The 16,916-nt window shown below is 54.1% G+C and carries 16 protein-coding genes; 1 reads left to right on the top strand and 15 read right to left on the bottom strand.

All coding sequences use genetic code 11. The features are described 5' to 3' along the window. Positions 1-17 precede the first annotated feature (17 nt). From rsmB to coaBC, 5 genes are read right to left on the bottom strand one after another with little or no spacing between them, the layout of a single operon-like run. The gene (gene rsmB / locus QQK89_RS13775; RefSeq protein WP_284239140.1) at positions 18-1,514 is read right to left on the bottom strand and encodes a 16S rRNA (cytosine(967)-C(5))-methyltransferase RsmB; all 1,497 of its coding nucleotides are present in this window, start codon (positions 1,512-1,514) and stop codon (positions 18-20) included. After that, on the bottom strand, positions 1,511-2,461 hold the full coding sequence (gene fmt / locus QQK89_RS13770) for a methionyl-tRNA formyltransferase (RefSeq protein ID WP_284239139.1): 951 nt from the start codon (positions 2,459-2,461) through the stop codon (positions 1,511-1,513). The genes rsmB and fmt overlap by 4 nt, the downstream gene beginning before the upstream one ends. A 4-nt stretch (positions 2,462-2,465) precedes the next feature. Continuing rightward, complete coding sequence (def, locus tag QQK89_RS13765; RefSeq protein WP_284239138.1) at positions 2,466-2,951, bottom strand: peptide deformylase; 486 nt, start codon at positions 2,949-2,951, stop codon at positions 2,466-2,468. Between the two features lie 33 nt (positions 2,952-2,984). After that, complete coding sequence (gene priA, locus QQK89_RS13760; RefSeq protein WP_284239137.1) at positions 2,985-5,486, bottom strand: primosomal protein N'; 2,502 nt, start codon at positions 5,484-5,486, stop codon at positions 2,985-2,987. Beyond that, positions 5,483-6,718, bottom strand: a complete 1,236-nt coding sequence (coaBC, locus tag QQK89_RS13755; RefSeq protein ID WP_284239136.1) for a bifunctional phosphopantothenoylcysteine decarboxylase/phosphopantothenate--cysteine ligase CoaBC — start codon at positions 6,716-6,718, stop codon at positions 5,483-5,485. The genes priA and coaBC overlap by 4 nt, the downstream gene beginning before the upstream one ends. 207 nt (positions 6,719-6,925) lie before the next feature. Here coaBC and QQK89_RS13750 point away from each other — a divergent pair, with 207 nt between their 5' ends. Continuing rightward, positions 6,926-7,837 (top strand): DnaJ domain-containing protein, encoded by a 912-nt coding sequence (locus QQK89_RS13750; RefSeq protein ID WP_284239135.1) that lies wholly within the window; start codon positions 6,926-6,928, stop codon positions 7,835-7,837. 50 nt (positions 7,838-7,887) lie between these two features. Here QQK89_RS13750 and QQK89_RS13745 read toward each other — a convergent pair whose 3' ends face one another. From QQK89_RS13745 to dapF, 10 genes are all read right to left on the bottom strand, one after another. Beyond that, entirely contained in the window at positions 7,888-8,487 is a 600-nt protein-coding gene (locus QQK89_RS13745) for a hypothetical protein (protein ID WP_284239134.1), read from the bottom strand. 87 nt (positions 8,488-8,574) lie between these two features. After that, positions 8,575-9,315 carry a LutC/YkgG family protein gene (locus QQK89_RS13740; protein ID WP_284239133.1) on the bottom strand — a complete coding sequence of 247 codons (741 nt, stop codon included), beginning with the start codon at positions 9,313-9,315 and terminating at the stop codon, positions 8,575-8,577. Further along, positions 9,308-10,822, bottom strand: coding sequence for a LutB/LldF family L-lactate oxidation iron-sulfur protein (locus tag QQK89_RS13735; protein WP_284239132.1), 1,515 nt, complete (start codon positions 10,820-10,822; stop codon positions 9,308-9,310). Before QQK89_RS13735 ends, QQK89_RS13740 begins: the two co-directional genes overlap by 8 nt. Beyond that, positions 10,819-11,547: a (Fe-S)-binding protein gene (locus tag QQK89_RS13730; RefSeq protein ID WP_284239131.1), complete on the bottom strand. Its 729-nt coding sequence runs from the start codon at positions 11,545-11,547 to the stop codon at positions 10,819-10,821. Before QQK89_RS13730 ends, QQK89_RS13735 begins: the two co-directional genes overlap by 4 nt. A 28-nt stretch (positions 11,548-11,575) precedes the next feature. Continuing rightward, positions 11,576-12,334: a DeoR/GlpR family DNA-binding transcription regulator gene (locus tag QQK89_RS13725; RefSeq protein WP_284239130.1), complete on the bottom strand. Its 759-nt coding sequence runs from the start codon at positions 12,332-12,334 to the stop codon at positions 11,576-11,578. A gap of 365 nt (positions 12,335-12,699) precedes the next feature. Beyond that, positions 12,700-12,909, bottom strand: a complete 210-nt coding sequence (rpoZ, locus tag QQK89_RS13720) for a DNA-directed RNA polymerase subunit omega (protein WP_284239129.1) — start codon at positions 12,907-12,909, stop codon at positions 12,700-12,702. Positions 12,910-12,926: 17 nt separating this feature from the next. Beyond that, positions 12,927-13,544 carry a guanylate kinase gene (gene gmk / locus QQK89_RS13715; protein WP_284239128.1) on the bottom strand — a complete coding sequence of 206 codons (618 nt, stop codon included), beginning with the start codon at positions 13,542-13,544 and terminating at the stop codon, positions 12,927-12,929. Between the two features lie 13 nt (positions 13,545-13,557). Then, positions 13,558-13,818, bottom strand: a complete 261-nt coding sequence (remA, locus tag QQK89_RS13710; RefSeq protein WP_005548256.1) for an extracellular matrix/biofilm regulator RemA — start codon at positions 13,816-13,818, stop codon at positions 13,558-13,560. A gap of 303 nt (positions 13,819-14,121) precedes the next feature. After that, the gene (locus QQK89_RS13705; protein ID WP_284239124.1) at positions 14,122-16,020 is read right to left on the bottom strand and encodes a bifunctional homocysteine S-methyltransferase/methylenetetrahydrofolate reductase; all 1,899 of its coding nucleotides are present in this window, start codon (positions 16,018-16,020) and stop codon (positions 14,122-14,124) included. Between the two features lie 19 nt (positions 16,021-16,039). Beyond that, complete coding sequence (gene dapF / locus QQK89_RS13700; protein WP_284239203.1) at positions 16,040-16,870, bottom strand: diaminopimelate epimerase; 831 nt, start codon at positions 16,868-16,870, stop codon at positions 16,040-16,042. Positions 16,871-16,916 lie beyond the last annotated feature (46 nt).

Genomic DNA, 16,916 nt, shown 5'->3' with positions numbered 1-16,916 from the left:
TCGAGCCACAAGCGGCCCTAGGAGCGTTTGCGTAGACGGGCAATGAAGAATCCGTCGCTTCCAAAATGATACGGAAGTATCTGTGCCATGCCCCTAAAAGAAGCCTCGTCAACAACGCCTCTCTCGAGCAGGGGCTGAATTGCTTCCTCCGGCCAAGCGGCATCAAGCTCATATTCCGGATGATCCTGAAGAAAGGCGTTAACCTGAGCTTCGTTCTCCGCCGTTTCAATCGTACATGTACTGTACACAAGCGTGCCGCCCGGTTTCACGAGACCGGCAACCGCCTGAAGCAGGCGGCGCTGAATGGCAGCGATCTCGCCAACGTCGCCCGCTGTCTTCGTCCATTTGATCTCCGGCTTGCGGCGGATGACGCCAAAGCCCGAACAAGGAGCATCCAGCAGCACCGCGTCCATGGATGCCGGCGCAAAGCGGTTGCCAAGCTCACCGGCATCTTCGGTAATAGCTTCAATATTCTGAAGGCCTAAACGAACGGCCTGGTCTACGATAAGCTGACGCTTATGGGGATGAAGATCGTTGGCGTACACCTTGCCTTTGCCGCCCATCTGCTCCGCCATATGGGTTGTTTTGCCGCCTGGCGCCGCACAGCAGTCGAGCACTTGCATGCCGGCTTTCGGCGCAACGACTTCGGCTACCAGCATGGAGCTCTCATCCTGCATCGTCCACAAGCCTTCGCGGAAACCCGCCGTGTCGGCCAAGTTGCCGCCGCGCCGTACGACAATGCCTGCAGGCGCAAGCTTCGACGTCTCCGCCTCGCCGCCTTGTTCGGTCAGCATCGCAAGCGCCTCCGCTTTTGTTGCGCGAAGCGGATTGACGCGAATACTTGCATGAGGCGGTTCATTGCCGGCCGCGCAGATCGCTTCGGCTATATCCGCGCCGTATGTTTGGACCCAGCGCTCTACGAGCCATTCCGGATAAGAATGTCTAACCGCAATTTGCAAGGCCGGATTCTTATCGTGAATAGCGTCAACCGTCAGCTCTGCACGGTTCCGGTCAATGCTGCGAAGAATGCCGTTCACCATGCCTGAAATTCCTTGATGTCCTCTGCGTTTTGCAATGGTTACCGCCTCGTTCACCGCAGCATGGGCCGGAATACGGTCAAGATACAGTAATTGATAGGCGCTCATGCGCAATAGCTGATGCACCCATGGCTCCAGCTTGCGAAGCCCTTTGGAGGCAAATTTGCCAAGCCAATGGTCGAGCGTCAATTGGCGTTGAATGGTGCCGTACACAAGCTCGGTTACAAGAGCTGCGTCTGCGCGCTGAAGCTGCGCGTCTTGCAGGACGCGATTGAGCTGAAGATTGCTGTAAGCGCCAGTCTCCGCAACCTTCACCAGCGTATCAAGCGCAAGCTCTCGAGGCGTGCGGATCCGCGCTGGGCGCTGTTCCTTGCGCCCCTGCTGCTGTCCACGGCTATTGCCTTGGCCTTGTCCGCCAGGCTTCTTTTTTGGCTTCCCAGCGGAAGGGTTCGATTTTACTTGATTACGATCGCTCATGCTTCGCCTCCGTCAAATACCGCGCCGTCAGACAGTCTCGCACCCGGCAGCCAATCGGCAACCGTCATAACGCGTTTGCCCGCAGGCTGAATCTCAAGCAACGTTAATACGCCGTCACCCGTCTGCACTTCAATTCCGGCAGATGTTGCGCCGATTACGGTGCCTGGCGCAGAAGAAGCCGAACCTTTCCGCCCTTCCGGTTTCGCGCAGGACCACACCTTGAATACTTCACCGTTCAGGTATGTAAAAGCGCCTGCCATCGGGGATAAGCCGCGGACTTGGTTATAGATGCCGCGTGCCGTCTTGCTCCAGTCAATCCGCTCATCCTCGCGCGTCAGGTTAGGCGCATACGTAGCCAGTTCGTTATTTTGAGGCTCGGCCTGAAGTTCGCCTGCCAGGAGAGCGGGAAGCGTACGTCCCAGCAGTTCAGCGCCGGCGGCGCTTAGCTTCTCGAACAACGTACCCGACGTATCTTCATCGGCAATCGGCACTTCTACTTTGCTGATCATATCGCCGGTGTCGAGGCCTTCCGCCATGTACATAATCGTTACCCCCGTAACCGCCTCGCCGTTAATGATCGAGCGCTGGATCGGAGCTCCTCCACGGTAGCGCGGAAGCAGCGAACCATGCACGTTAATGCAGCCAAGGCGCGGAATGTCCAGCAGCGCTTTCGGCAGGATTTGCCCGTAAGCGGCTGTAACAATCAGATCCGGCTCGAGTTCGGCAATGGCCGCAACAGCCTCGGGGCTGCGCATACGTTCCGGCTGCAAAACGGGCAGACCAAACGCAAGAGCCGCTTCCTTGAGCGGAGGCGGCGTCAATACGCGTTTGCGGCCTTTCGGGCGGTCCGGCTGCGAGACGGCAGCGACTACATCGTAGCCCTGCTCCATCAAGAGACGAAGGGAAGGAACGGCGAATTCCGGCGTTCCCATAAATACAATACGCATTCCTTTACTCGCCGCCTTTTCTTTGTCTTGCCGTGATGTCATATACGTTTTGCGCGATGTCCGTGAACAAAATGCCGTTCAAATGATCGATCTCATGCTGGAACGCAACCGCAAGAAAACCGCTTGCTTCAACGGTGAACGGATTGCCTTCGCCGTCTTGGCCATTGATTACGATGCGCTCGTAACGTTTGACGTCGCCGTTCAGATTCGGAATGCTGAGGCAGCCTTCCGGACCAACCTGCTCGCCTTCTTTTTCCACAATGACAGGGTTGACCATCGAGACCAGTCCCGTCTCGTCCCCGACATCCACCACAATTACGCGTTTCGAGATGCCGATCTGCGGAGCCGCCAGTCCTACGCCGTCAGCGTCATACATCGTTTCCGCCATGTCTTTCAGAAGTTTTTGCAGATTGGAGTTGAATTTCGTTACTTCCTTAGCCGTCTCGCGGAGCACCGGATCGGGTTCTTTCACAATAATACGAATGGCCATAGCCGTTACCTTCCTTTACAATCGTTATCTATTTTATAAAATGACTTGTGGGTCGACATCGATACTAAACTGCACTAGCTTTGCCTGGGATCCCTCCACAAAAGGCGCCATAGCCTGCCGTAGCAGCAGGGGTACGTCGATGTTTCCACGATATTTTATCACACATTGAAAACGGTAGCGATCTTTCATTCTTGAAATCGGCGAAGCGACCGGTCCAAGAATGTCCATCGCCCTTGGCAGCCCGCCTTCCAGCGGACCCAGAACTCCTTCATCTCCCGCCAGTCCCCGGAGACGTTCCGCGAATTGTTCGCTGACCGAAGCAAGCAGCGGCAGCTGCTCATGCGACATCGTCACCAGCACAAGCCGGCAATAAGGCGGATACCCCATGACGCTCCGGTGCTTCAGCTCTTCCCGTACAAAGGCGGCATAATCATGCTGCTGGGCGGTCGTAATCGCATAATGCTCGGGCGAATACGTCTGGATCACGACTTCACCCGGCAAATGATGACGACCCGCGCGTCCCGCCACCTGCGTAAGCAGCTGGAAAGTCCTCTCCGCCGAACGGAAGTCAGGCAAATTAAGCGAGGTGTCAGCCGCAATAACGCCTACGAGCGTGACAAACGGAAAATCAAGTCCCTTCGCGACCATCTGCGTACCGAGAAGCACATCCGCTTTCCGCTCGCCGAACTGCTTCAGCAGCTTCTCGTGGGAATGCTTCTCGGTGGTGGTATCCACATCCATCCGGATGACCCGGATTCCGGGAAACAGTTTCGCAAGCTCTTCTTCCACCCGCTGCGTACCGGTGCCGAAATAACGGATATGCTCGCTGCTGCAGGAAGGGCATTCCTTCGGAGCTAGCTCCGCATGCCCGCAATAGTGGCAGCGCAGCGCGCGCGATTTCTGGTGGTAGGTCAGCGAAATATCGCAATGCGGACAAGCAGCCGTGTACCCGCACGAGCGGCACATAACAAACGTCGAATACCCGCGCCGGTTCAGCAGCAGCACCGACTGCTCGCCGCGCTCCAGCCGCTCGGCAAGCGCCGCATGCAGCCTCCGGCTGAACATCGAGCGGTTGCCGTCCTGCAACTCGCTGCGCATGTCGATCACTTGAACCGGCGGCAGCGGTCGGCTGCCTACCCGCTCCGGCATCGGCAAGAGCGCCGACGACTTGCCGGGAGCAGGCGGTCGGCTGGCTGCCGCGAACGATTCGAGCGACGGCGTCGCGGAGCCAAGCACCACGGCCGCTCCATGCTGCCTTGCGCGTCTTACGGCCACATCGCGCGCATGGTATTTCGGACTCTCTTCCTGTTTGTACGAGGATTCATGCTCCTCATCAATAATGATGAGCCCGATCCGCTCGAAAGGCGCAAATATAGCCGAACGCGCGCCGATGGCTACCTGCACTCGGCGGCTTCTAATCTTGCGCCATTCGTCGTACCGTTCACCGTTCGACAATCGGCTATGCAACACCGCCACGGCATCGCCGAAGCGCCCCTTGAACCGTTCCACCATTTGCGGAGTAAGCGAGATTTCCGGGACAAGCACGATCGCTTGCTTGCCTAATTCTAAGCAATGCTGAATCGACTGCATATAGACCTCGGTTTTGCCGCTTCCCGTAACACCGTGCAGGAGAAGGGCTTGCGGCTCGCCTCGGCTCACCGTGTCGGCAATTCGCTCGTACACGTCCTGCTGGCCCGGCATGAGCGGCAGCGGCTCCGTCCGCTCGAAATCCCGGCCGGCGTATGGATCACGCTCCTGCTCGACTTCACGAAGCCCAAGCAAGCCTTTGTCTGCCAGCGCCCGGACGCTCGCGGGAGAGCCGCCCGCTTCCGCAAGCAGCGCCTGCAGCGGCATAGCCTCCCCGCGCTCCAGCATGAAGGCGAGCAGCTCCCGCTGCTTCGCCGATCTTGCCGGGAATGACTCCAGTGCCTCACGCGCCGCGGTCTTGTCATCCGGCGGAAAAACCGTCAATACCTTGCGGATCGCCAGCCGGTCGCGAATCGAAGTCTGTTCCTGAAGCAGCCCATCCCGAAGCGCTTCCTTGATTGCCGCGGCATGTTCGGGATAACGCTGCTGCAAAGTATCCAGCTTAAGCTGCTTCTGTCGGCCAATCCACGCAAGCATCTCCTCCGGCAGAAGCGCCGTGAGACCATAATCAGCGGCCTCAAACTCGGGATCGTCATTTAAGCTGATGTACCGCTCGGCTTTGCCTTTCAAAGCTGCCGGAATCATCGCCTGCAGCGCGGTTGTCCACGAGCAGCAATACTTGTCGCTCATCCATTTGGCAAGCCCGATCAAATCGGGCAGCAGCGGCGGAACCGGATCCAGAAGCTCGGCTATCGGCTTCAGCTTCATGGGATCAACATCCGCCGTCTCGGCAAGTTCAATAACAAAGCCCTGCAGCGTCCTAGGACCAAAAGGAACGCCTACCCTGCTGCCGACCTCAATCCAGTTCTCCATGTCGGCAGGCACTTTATAATCAAACGGCCGGTCCGTCTGGCGGCTCGGCACGTCTACGATCACTCTGGCAATCATTCTACGCCCCGACCTCCGCTGCGGACATCTCCCTCCGCGAGGCGCTGCGCGGCAATCGTCATAATGCGCTGCGCCGTCTCCCGCTTGGATAAGAGCGGCATCGCTTCAATCAGACCGCTTGGCCCATACAGCTGTACGATATTCGTATCGCCGTTAAAGCCGGCGCCCTCCTGGCTGACATCGTTGCCCACGATGAGATCCGCGTTTTTGCGCTTCAGCTTATCCATGGCGTATTTCTCTAATTGCTCCGTTTCCGCGGCAAACCCGATCAACAGCTGATGCGTCTTCCGCTCGCCAAGCGTCTGCAAAATATCCGTCGTTTTCTCCAGTTCAAGCGTCAGCGTCTCGCCTGACTTCTTGATCTTCTGGCCATGTCTGGTCACTGGGCGATAATCGGCAACCGCTGCCGACTTGACAACGATATCTGCCTCGTCGAACCGTTCCAGCACCGCCTCAAGCATTTGCTGCGCCGATTCCACCCGTACTACCTTCACGCCGGCAGGAGGAGAAGCCGATGTTCTCCCTGCAACAACCGTTACTTCCGCTCCCATTACTTTGGCCGCCTCGGCAATCGCAAAGCCCATTTTGCCCGAAGAATCATTCGTTAAGTACCGGACGGGATCCAGCCGTTCCACCGTTCCGCCGGCCGTCACCAATACGCGCTTGCCCGCAAGCGTTCCATTCTCCTTCGCCTTCAGCAAGGAATGGACCGCAATGACGATATCCTCCGGTTCCGCTAGACGGCCTTTTGCCACATACCCGCAAGCAAGTTGACCGGTGCCCGGCTCCACGAACATCACGCCGCGGGATGCGAGCAGTTCCAGATTGCGGACAACCGCAGGATGCTCGTACATGTGCACGTTCATCGCCGGAGCAACCAGAATCGGACTTGTCGCGGCAAGCAGGGTTGTGCTTAACATATCGTCCGCAAGGCCATTCGCCGCTTTTCCGATAATATTGGCTGTTGCCGGCGCAACGACAATCAGATCGGCACGATCGGCCAGATCGATATGGGTCACGACGGACGGATCCTTCTCATCAAACGTATCGATATGTACCGGATGGCGGGACAAGGTTTGCAGCGTGAGCGGCGTAATGAATTGAGTCGCCGACTCCGTCATGATCACATGGACCTCAGCCCCTGCTTGCACAAGTTTGCTGCACAGCGCCGCTCCTTTATAAGCTGCAATGCCGCCGGTAATGCCTAGTACAATCGTTTTCCCTCTCAACATGCTTTTTTCCCCCGATACAATGCTGTTAATCTATGTATTGACCGTTTCTGTGAGGCCCATTCGCGCTTTTTCCTATCATACCATAGGTCATCGCAATTTGTAGCCTGCCTCATTACCAGATGGAGGATTGGAAATCTTCTATTCAAATCCGTATACTAGAGAGTAGCTATTATTTTTTCTATTCCTAACAGAGGTGAGAGCAACTCCATGGACGAACTGAAGAGAGCCTACGACAAGATGGGTCTTCCTGAAAACGCTTCTAAAGAAGAGGTCGAGAAGCGTTACACCACCCTGATGCGTCAATCTCGGGCAAGACAAAGAGAAAACCCGAACGGAACCGATCAAGCAGATTTCGAAGAAGTAAACCGTGCTTACCGCTATATCCTGGACGAGGATAACCGGAAAGCGAATGAAGCATTCAACCAGCAGGAATACGGCAAGTATAAAAAAATGGCCGGCTCCGCGGAGAAAGTGGACCATTTCTGGCGCTACTACAAGTTCCACGTGCTAGGCGGCATTATTGCTATCATTCTTGTTATTGTAGGCATTAACAGTTATTTGGATCACCGCGCTGAGCAGGAACGTCTTGCCAAGCTTCCTCCGGTTGATCTGTCCATCATGTATTTGGGCGAGTACTACATGAGCGACAGCACGGGCAAGGAATCTACGGAGGCTGATATTGAAGAAGCTTTACTGAAGCAATTCCCTGAGTTTAAGCGCTTCAAAGTCAACTTCACGTACGTTCCGCTTGATGCGAAAGATCAAATGGACATTGCCTCGCAGCAAAAAGCGATGGTCGTGCTCGCAACCGAACGTCCGGATATTTACATTACCGACACCGCGGCCTTCAACTGGGTTGGCCCGCAAGGCGCGTTTATGAATCTGGATTCGCAAACGGATCTCACCAAGCTTCTTAAGCAAGGCGACGCCTACAAACAGAAGACGGAAGATGTTCCGGATGAGCACACGTACGGCGTCAAAATATCGGGCAGCTCCATCATTGGAAACGTTCCAATCCAAGCGAAGGACAATTATATCGCCAGCGTCCGCGAAGGCTCGAAGAACACCGACAAAGCCATTCAGTTTATCGAGAAATTCCTAACGACAAAGGAACAGTAGGGATAATAAAAGCAGCAGGCTCAAGTTCAAATGAGTCTGCTGCTTCTTTTTTACGCGTTTTCGTTATTATCGGATAGCATATGATTCACTTGTTTGATCCATTCCCCTTGCTCATCCGCCAGCAGGGTGGTCCAGCCGCGCAATGCGGGTTCCTTGAAGTTTTTCGCTTGATCATCAACAAACAGTACCGGAGCTTCACTATTGAAATGCCGCTCAACAACTCCGTATATTGGAGCATCCGGTTTGCGGCACCGAGCGGCACTCGAGATGGTCAGGCTGCTTAGATAGGGTCGAAGCGGAGCAATTACCGATTCCAGCCACTCCTCCCGATGATTGCTTAGCAGATGGATATTTGCATGCCGGCTCCAGGCTGGGATCCGTTGCATGCCTGGCAATGGAGTAATCTGGGAAAGCAGCGCCGTCCTGGCCTCATTCTTATTGATCGCCGGAAATAGCGCACAAAAGTCATCCCAAAATTCCTCCTCTGTTATTTCCCCAGTCCACAATCTTGCCCGGACTTCATGTTTGAACGTAGTAAGCTTGTCATAAGGAAGCCCATATCTCGTTACAAGACCCTGCCAAAACAGCGGAGAAAAATTCGAGACGATAACACCGGCTGCGTCAAGAACCAGTTCCAGTTTTACTTTCACGAGAAAACACTCCTTGTCTAAATCAAAAACCCGCAGCTCTTCGCGGCGCAATAATCGCCAAGCCAAGTTTGCGGGCTTTAACTGCCATTATCCAATCATCAGCGCGTAAACGACACCCGGTCCATGAACGCCGATGGTGAGATCATTCTCGATATCGGCGGAACGGCTTGGGCCGGATATAAAATGAATCCCTGCGGGCAACGCTTCGCGCCCTGCGGCGTCAAAGTCCGGCAATATCTCGCCAAGGCGCGTCTTCAGACGCTCCAGCGGAATAAGCACAAACAACACTGTCGGCAACAGGCTTACCGAGCGCCCCTTGTCTTTGGAAGACAATACGGTTACGGAGCCGGTATAAGCGGCCGCGTAATCGGCGATGACAACGCCGAAATCCGATTCCGCTGCGCGCGCCCTCCAATTCTCCTCCGGATCGTTGTTCCAGACGCGAACGGCTGCTCCTAATGGCTCAAGCGCTCCCTCTAGGCCAAGTTCGTTTAGCTCCGGCTGATTTTGCCGGATGACGTATTTCGCGCTTAGCGCTTCCGCTTTGTCCGCGATAAACCGCTTCGCCGCCTCCATGTCGGCAAGCCGCTCCACATGACCGCCAGCGGCCTTGAAGTTCGCCTCGAACCGGTCAATCCGCTCTTCAAGCGGCCACTCGAACGCCTTCCAGAAATCCGGAGCGCCGCGAAACGGATGTTCCGGCGCCGATGTGATCCTAGGACGTCTCAGCTTCTCTGCAATCCCGTTCATAAACGTCTCCTGCTTGCGCCTCGACTCCTCCGCAAGCTGCTTCAACCATTCCTCATGGGAATCAACCTGCTTAGCCATGACCGTTGCCTCCCTTGTTGTCTCGCTCCCGCATGATGGACTCCATCCGGCTGCGCACGTTTGGATCCAGCTCCTGCAGCCCGTGCCGCAACTCCTGCTCAAGCGTCCCCCATTGATCGCGGAACGACTTCTTCGGCAAACTTGGCGTTACCCGGTACGTGTTCCAGCCTTTCAGCGGACCTAACTTCAGGCGGATTCCGCCATCCCGCACAACCAGCTTTTGCCCAAGCTTGCCCAGCTTTACAATGCCGGCATAACGCTTCGCATTGCCCATCACGGCGGCAAACCCCTTCATGCCAATCGATTCCGCCGCGTTGCCATGGCCTTGCTCCAGCTTCCGGCGGCGCAAATAAATAAGCATCTCGTGCAGCGGAATTTTGACCGGACAAGCCTCGTAACAGGCACCGCACAAGCTCGAAGCATTCGCGATATCATCCCACTCCGCTACGTTTTTCTGCAGAGCAGGCGTCAGTACGGCTCCGATGGGACCGCTATAAGTGCCGCCGTACGCATGTCCGCCGATGTGACGGTATACCGGACAAGCGTTCAGACAAGCTCCGCAGCGAATACAGTTCAACAGCTCCTGGAACTCCGGATCGCCAAGCTGCAACGAACGGCCGTTGTCCACGATGATAATATGCATCTCATCCGGACCGTCGGCATCCGCTTGGCGTCTAGGACCGGTAATACCGGACATATAGACGGTAAGCTTCTGCCCGGTCGCCGAACGCGGCAGCAAGGTAGCCATAACCTCCAAGTCCGCCCAGGACGGAATAATCCTCTCCATCCCCATCAGCGTAATCTGCGTCTTGGGAACGGTCGTAACCATCCGCGCATTTCCTTCGTTCTCGAAGAGCACCATCGAGCCAGTCTCGGCAATCGCGAAGTTGCAACCCGTCATTCCGATATCCGCTTCTAGAAACTTCTCGCGAAGCTTCTTCCGCACGAAACCCGCCAGAATCGAAGTATCCGGCGCCAATGTCTCCCCGGCCTCTTTCGACAGCAGATCCGCAACCTGATAACGGTTCTTATGAATCGCCGGGATAATAATATGGGACGGGGTCTCGCCGGCAAGCTGAATAATGTACTCGCCAAGATCCGTCTCGATCGCCTCTACCCCGATGGATTCGAGCTCATGGTTTAAATGAAGCTCTTCCGTAACCATCGACTTGGACTTCACAACCGACTTTGCCTGCTTCCGCTGCGCAATTTCCAATGACAGCTTAACCGCTTCGGCGGACGTCTCGGCAAAATGGACATGAACGCCGTTTGCCCGCGCATTATTTGCGAATAAATTTAAATAATAATCCAGATGGGCAATCGTATGCAGCCGAATTTGCCTGCCTCTCTCCCGCCAGTCATCCCAGTTGCCATGCTCTTCAGAAGCTTGCTTTTTACCATTTCGAAGCCGTTCGGTCGTAAACTTTACCGCTTTGCGCAGAAACTCGTCGTTCAGCGCCAAATCGGCGCGTTCCTTCACCGTTGATGCCGTATGAGCCGTACTCATGCCTGCTTCACTCCTTCATACAAGAGTTCTGCCAAATGCATCACCTTAACAGGTTGATTGCGGTAATGCAAATTACCTGCAATATTCATCAGGCAAGCCAAATCCAGCCCAACCAGCACTTCGGCTTCCGTCTCCAGCACATGATCGACCTTCTCGGTGACCATCGCCCCGGAAATATCGGCCATCTTCACCGCAAACGTACCGCCAAAGCCGCAACAGTCCTCCGCGAACGGAAGCGGTACCAATTCAAGGCCCTTCACATGGCGCATAAGCTCCATAGGCTCCTCCTTGATGCCAAGCAGCCTACTCCCGTGACAGGAAGGATGGTAAGTTACTTTATGCGGGAATACGGCGCCTATATCTTTCACGCCAAGCACTTGAACCAGGAATTGGGTGAATTCGTAAGATTTGCGCTGGAGCTTAATCGCCCGCTCGCGCATCACGGAATCCGTCTCGTACAATTTAGGGTAATGATGAATCATGCCCGTACAGGATCCGGAAGGCGAAATGACAAAGTCGCTGTCCTCGAACGCGTCCAGAATCGTCTTGGCGCTCTCCCGCGCTTCCTTCCAATACCCGCTATTGAATGCGGGCTGGCCGCAGCAGGTTTGAACGCTTGGAAAATGAAGTTGAATCCCGTATTTGGCCAATAATCTAACCATTGCCTCTCCCACGCGGGGATATATCGTGTCGCTAAGACAGGTGATAAATAAAGATACCTTCACCTCGTCACCTCACAAACGTATCTATTCTTTATACCATCGTTACACTTATGGAACGCTCAGCTAATAGAGCTGCTGCTTCCTGGGAAAGCCTGCGGTCCGTAATAATGGCGTCCACCTCAGATAGATCGCCTACATGGGTAAACGCCTGAACGCCAAACTTGCTGGAATCCGCAAGCAGGATCACCTGCTCCGCAATACCTAGCATCTTATGTTTAATGCGCGCCTGAAGCTCATTGGATTCACTGACTCCGCGCTCCAGATGTACGCCTTTGCAAGATAGAAACAGCTTGTTTACATGATAGGTTTCGAGCGACCGTTCCGCGAGCGGCCCTACATAAGATAAAGAACGCGAAGCCAATATGCCGCCGGTCGAGATCACTTCGATTTTCTCCTTGTTACTCAGCGCAATGGCAACTTTAATCGAATTGGTCAAGACAGTAAGCGGAATGTCCGGCAGAATCGATGCCATATACCAAGCAGTAGAACTAGCGTCCAGCAAAATCCGGTCATTTGGCTTAATCAACTTGACCGCTTCTTCCGCAATGCGCCGCTTCTCGTCCGCGTGCATAATTTCGCGCTCCGCTACCGGCGTTTCCGGCTGCGTATCCTTGACGCTTACCGCACCGCCATGAGAGCGGCGAAGCCGTCCCGCTTGCTCCAGACGATCCAGATCGCGGCGGATCGTTTCCTCCGTTACCTGACAAAGCTCACTCAATTCCGATACCCGGATGCTGCCCCGCTCATTCACCAATCGAACTATCGTTTCATACCGTTCCGCAACCAGCATAGCCTACCTCTTTCTCTAACTTCTTATATTTTCCACACCTATCGATATTTTAAGGCCAAGCTGCCCAATATACAACGAAATCAAAAGGAAATGGTGCCGGATTAACAGGAATCCCATAACTTGCGAGTCATTTTGTTTTCCCTCCGATTTAGATTTGTTTATGTTTGTTTATATGTTAACATGTTTGTTTATTTTTGAAAACATCTATTTCAAACAAAAACGGACATGTCTTAGGCGATTAAAATGAGAAAACCTCTACCGAGGCCATTCGAAGATAAGCGACCGCGTTTAGAAGTTGAAATTCTATAATGGTAAAAAAAATAGGACGGAGCTCGTCGCTCCATCCTATTTCTCATTTGGTCTTATTAGTCTTGATTGCCCTCTGTTTGTTCAACAATCACGATATCGTGGAAAATCTCTTCCAGAGCAACACCGACAAATTTGCGGGATCTTGGATTGCGAAGCTCGGATTTCTCGCCGTTGCGCAACATGCGCGCACGTCTCGAAGCAGCAACGACTAGCGTATATTTGCTGTCGACTTTTTTCACCATTTCATCAATCGATGGATATAACATTATTCTTCACCTCTCGCTCAGACTTTCTCGGTAGCAGCCGGCAAATCCGCCAAGTGCGAATAATACCGGTCTCTGCGGCAATGCTCAGCTACAATAATACTTTGAATACGATGGCAGGCTGCATCGATCTCATCGTTGACAACCGCATAATCATAATGACGGATCAAGCTCATCTCTTCAACGGCTACCGTCATCCGATTATTGATCGTATCCTGCGTTTCCGTTCCTCTACCCGTAATACGCGACTTGAGCTCGTCAAGTGAAGGCGGAAGCAGGAATACAAACACGCCTTCCGGGAACTTCTCTTTCACCTTCAGAGCGCCCTGCACTTCGATTTCTAGAATAACGTCTTTGCCGCTTGCAAGCGTGCTCTCCACGAAATCGCGCGGAGTGCCGTAGCAGTTGCCGACGTATTCGGCATGCTCCAGGAGGGCATCATTAGCGATCATTTCCTGGAACTGCTCTTTTGACTTGAAGAAATAATTAATGCCATCGATTTCGCCTTGTCTTGGCTTCCGCGTCGTTGCCGATACGGAATAGACAAGCTCAGACACCTTCTGGCGAAGAACGGAACATACCGTTCCTTTGCCCACACCGGAAGGCCCGGACAATACAATCAACAATCCCTTATCCATATTACTCCCCGTACTATTCGTCGTTATCGTCATCCTTGGTCGACAAACGATGTGCAACCGTCTCTGGCTGCACGGCCGATAGAATGACATGGTCGCTGTCCGTAATAATAACAGCACGCGTGCGTCTTCCGTAAGTCGCGTCAATCAGCATATGTCTGTCACGTGCTTCTTGAATAATCCTTTTAATTGGTGCCGACTCCGGACTTACAATTGAAATAATGCGATTGGCCGAAACAATATTGCCGAAGCCGATATTAATAAGTTTAATAGCCAAGTCAGGTTCCCCCTCCGGTCTTCCTCGTGCAACTCCCGAATGAATTAGATCTATTTATAAATGTATTGGACCCTGATGAATTGCTGCATCCTGCCAAATAACGACAGAACCATTGCACTATTGTTGACGAAAAAAGTCCGGAGCATACGTTTCGCGCCGCGCCTTCACGCCTGCTCCCCCGCTGCTCTGTTCACTGCCTGTCCCGCAAACAAAGAAGTGGGCCAAACAGGCAGCCCGATCCATTGTTATATATTTTAATGGATTTTGAAGAAACGAACAAGAGAAAATGCGAAAACGGACGATTTAATGTCTTTGTACCCCTGTTTTTGCCCAAACATAATCCGTTAATTGAACGGCCATATCGTAGAACATAAACGGCGTCATGAAATAAATTCCCTTGAAATGCCGGACGGCCGCATCGAGCAGCTCCTGCGAGATCCGTATCCCTTCCGCCCTGCCCGCGGCGCCTTCCAAGCCCGCCATCCGCTTCCGGACTTCATCGGATAATTGAATGCCGGGAACTTCGTTGTGCAGGTATTCCGCATTGCGGCCGCTAGCCAGCGGCATAATGCCGATAAACAAGGGAATGGGCAGATGCTTTGTCGCTTCGCCGATTTTCTGGATCAGTACCGGATCGTAGACAGGCTGTGTCATTATGTAGTCCGCACCGGCAGCCACTTTCTTCTCGAGCCGCTGCACAGCCTTGTCCAGATGCTTGACATTAGGATTAAAAGCGGCGCCAACGACGAAATTCGCCTTCTGCTTAAGCGGCTTGCCCGAGAAGGCAATCCCGTCGTTCAGTTGCTTGATCATCCGGATCATCTCAAATGAAGTAAGATCATAGACCGAGCTCGAGTCCGGCAAATCTCCGAACCGGGCAGGGTCACCCGTTACGGCCAGCACATGATCGATGCCCAGCGCGTCCAGCCCCATCATGTGGGATTGCGTGCCGATCAGATTCCGATCGCGGCAGGCGATATGAACAAGCGGGCGAAGCCCGACTTTTTCCTTCACAAGCGCGGCCAATGCCATATTGCTCATGCGCGTAACCGCAAGCGAATTATCCGCCATCGTGATGGCGTCGACACCACAAGCTTTGATAGCAGCGGCTCCGTCCATAAACTTCGAGATATCCAGATCGCGCGGAGGATCCAGCTCAACGATGACCGTATGCCTTACTTGTACGAGCTCTATAAGAGATGGTTCCGGAAAATTCGCCTCGCCCGTGCGGTCTCCTGTCGCATTCATCACCACTTCAGACGGTTCGTCAATTACAATGACTTCTGCCAAAGGTGCATCCGCGACAACTACGGCGGTTGCGTCATGCTGCGGCTTGTAGTTCTCCAGCGCTTTTGCCATCGCCGCTATATGCTCGGGTGTCGTTCCGCAGCAGCCGCCGATAATCCGAGCTCCGCGGTCCGCAAACCGCAATGCGGTCTCGGCAAAATATTCCGGTCCTGCCGTATACGCGTATTTGCCGTCTACGTAATCCGGAATGCCGGCATTCGGAAAAACGGACAACGGCAGCTCTATAGAACCGCCAATTGCGTCTACCGCGCGCATGATCCCGTTTGGACCGCTGCGGCAATTGAAACCAATGACGTCAGCCCCTTCATCCTTGAGCATGGCGAAAGCGTCAATCAAACCGGTACCGTCCAGGGTACGACCGGCATCTTCGACCGCAAACTGGCAGATTACCGGCATCTGGGTTGTCATTTTTCTTGCGATTCCTAATGCAAGGCGCATCTCGTCAACCTCATAAAACGTTTCAAACAGAATTCCGTCTACCCCTTCGGCAAGCAAAGCATCAAGTTGACGCTCAAAGGCTTCCGCAACTTCTACGCCCTTGACATCCTTCAGCTTGCCTGCCCGAATCGAACCAACAGCCCCCACAACGTAAGCGTCTGCGCCTGCAGCCGCTTTCGCAATCCGGACTCCGGCGCGGTTAATCGCCTCCATCGCAGGCTCGAGGCCGTATTTGGCAAGCTTAACGAGATTAGCCGAGAACGTGTTGGTCTCCAGCACCCGGGCGCCTGCTTCATAATACCGGCTATGCACAGCCTCAATGACTTCGGGACGGGTCATATTTAATTCTTCGTAAGAAACGCCGACAGGGAACCCCATCTGATACAGATAGGTTCCCATTGCGCCGTCCCCGGTTAAGATACGCTGCTTAAGCATTGCACTTAGATCCGGTTTCATATTTATTCATCTCACCTTTTTACCACTCGCCGCGGAACACTTCAGCCGCGGGTCCGGTCATGTATACATGATTATCCGCTTCGTTCCATTCAATCGTCAGGTCCCCGCCTTTAAGCGTCACAACGGCGGTACGGTCTGTCAATCCGCTCAACACGGTGGATACAACCGTTGCGCATGCGCCGGTACCGCACGCGAGCGTAGGTCCTGCACCGCGCTCCCAGACACGCATCTCCGCATGCTGCCGGGATGTTACGGTTGCAAACTCGACATTGATTTTGCGCGGAAACATCGGATGCGTCTCCAGCTTTGGCCCCCATGTCGCAAGATCGAAGTTTGCCGCATCGTCAACGTAAATGACGCAATGGGGGTTGCCCATCGATACCGCCGTGAAGCGGAATTCCCGGCCGTCCACTTCAATCGGGTGCTCGACGACACGCTCTGCGTCAACCGTCGTGGGTACCTGCAAACCATTCAGTATCGGCTCTCCCATGTCCACCCGCACCTGCCGCACTTTGCCGTCCGACACCTGCAGCTGAACCGCTTGCGCGCCAGCGCCAATCGTTTCGATCGTCAGCTCATCCTTATCCGTCAGCCCGTTGTCATAGATGTATTTCGCCGCGCAGCGAATCGCATTGCCGCATTGCTCGGCTTCCGAGCCGTCGGAATTAATAATCCGCATGCGGAAATCCGCGACGTCCGAAGGCAGAATGAAGACCAGCCCATCTGCTCCAATCCCGAAATACCGGTTGCATTTGTTAACGGCGAGCTCTGCAACATTGACAGGCAGCTCCCGTTCGCCTGCAATGACGATAAAATCGTTTCCCAAACCATGCATTTTTGTAAAGTTCATCATGGTGTTCCCCCTTTGCTGCAGCCAATGGATAAATAAGCTATCA

It is taken from the genome of Paenibacillus glycanilyticus, from assembly GCF_030161375.1.
Lineage (GTDB): Bacteria > Bacillota > Bacilli > Paenibacillales > Paenibacillaceae > Pristimantibacillus > Pristimantibacillus glycanilyticus_B.
This window is presented reverse-complemented; position numbering and strand designations above follow the sequence as displayed.

Excerpts from the sequence above, each read along its gene's own strand:
- priA (WP_284239137.1), bottom strand. The coding sequence starts at position 5,486 with ATGATTGCCAGAGTGATCGTAGACGTGCCGAGCCGCCAGACGGACCGG.
- coaBC (WP_284239136.1), bottom strand. The coding sequence starts at position 6,718 with ATGTTGAGAGGGAAAACGATTGTACTAGGCATTACCGGCGGCATTGCA.
- QQK89_RS13750 (WP_284239135.1), top strand. The coding sequence starts at position 6,926 with ATGGACGAACTGAAGAGAGCCTACGACAAGATGGGTCTTCCTGAAAAC.
- QQK89_RS13725 (WP_284239130.1), bottom strand. The coding sequence starts at position 12,334 with ATGCTGGTTGCGGAACGGTATGAAACGATAGTTCGATTGGTGAATGAG.
- QQK89_RS13705 (WP_284239124.1), bottom strand. The coding sequence starts at position 16,020 with ATGAAACCGGATCTAAGTGCAATGCTTAAGCAGCGTATCTTAACCGGG.
- rsmB (WP_284239140.1), bottom strand. The coding sequence starts at position 1,514 with ATGAGCGATCGTAATCAAGTAAAATCGAACCCTTCCGCTGGGAAGCCA.
- def (WP_284239138.1), bottom strand. The coding sequence starts at position 2,951 with ATGGCCATTCGTATTATTGTGAAAGAACCCGATCCGGTGCTCCGCGAG.
- dapF (WP_284239203.1), bottom strand. The coding sequence starts at position 16,870 with ATGAACTTTACAAAAATGCATGGTTTGGGAAACGATTTTATCGTCATT.
- QQK89_RS13735 (WP_284239132.1), bottom strand. The coding sequence starts at position 10,822 with ATGAGTACGGCTCATACGGCATCAACGGTGAAGGAACGCGCCGATTTG.
- gmk (WP_284239128.1), bottom strand. The coding sequence starts at position 13,544 with ATGGATAAGGGATTGTTGATTGTATTGTCCGGGCCTTCCGGTGTGGGC.
- QQK89_RS13740 (WP_284239133.1), bottom strand. The coding sequence starts at position 9,315 with ATGGCTAAGCAGGTTGATTCCCATGAGGAATGGTTGAAGCAGCTTGCG.
- fmt (WP_284239139.1), bottom strand. The coding sequence starts at position 2,461 with ATGCGTATTGTATTTATGGGAACGCCGGAATTCGCCGTTCCTTCCCTT.
- rpoZ (WP_284239129.1), bottom strand. The coding sequence starts at position 12,909 with ATGTTATATCCATCGATTGATGAAATGGTGAAAAAAGTCGACAGCAAA.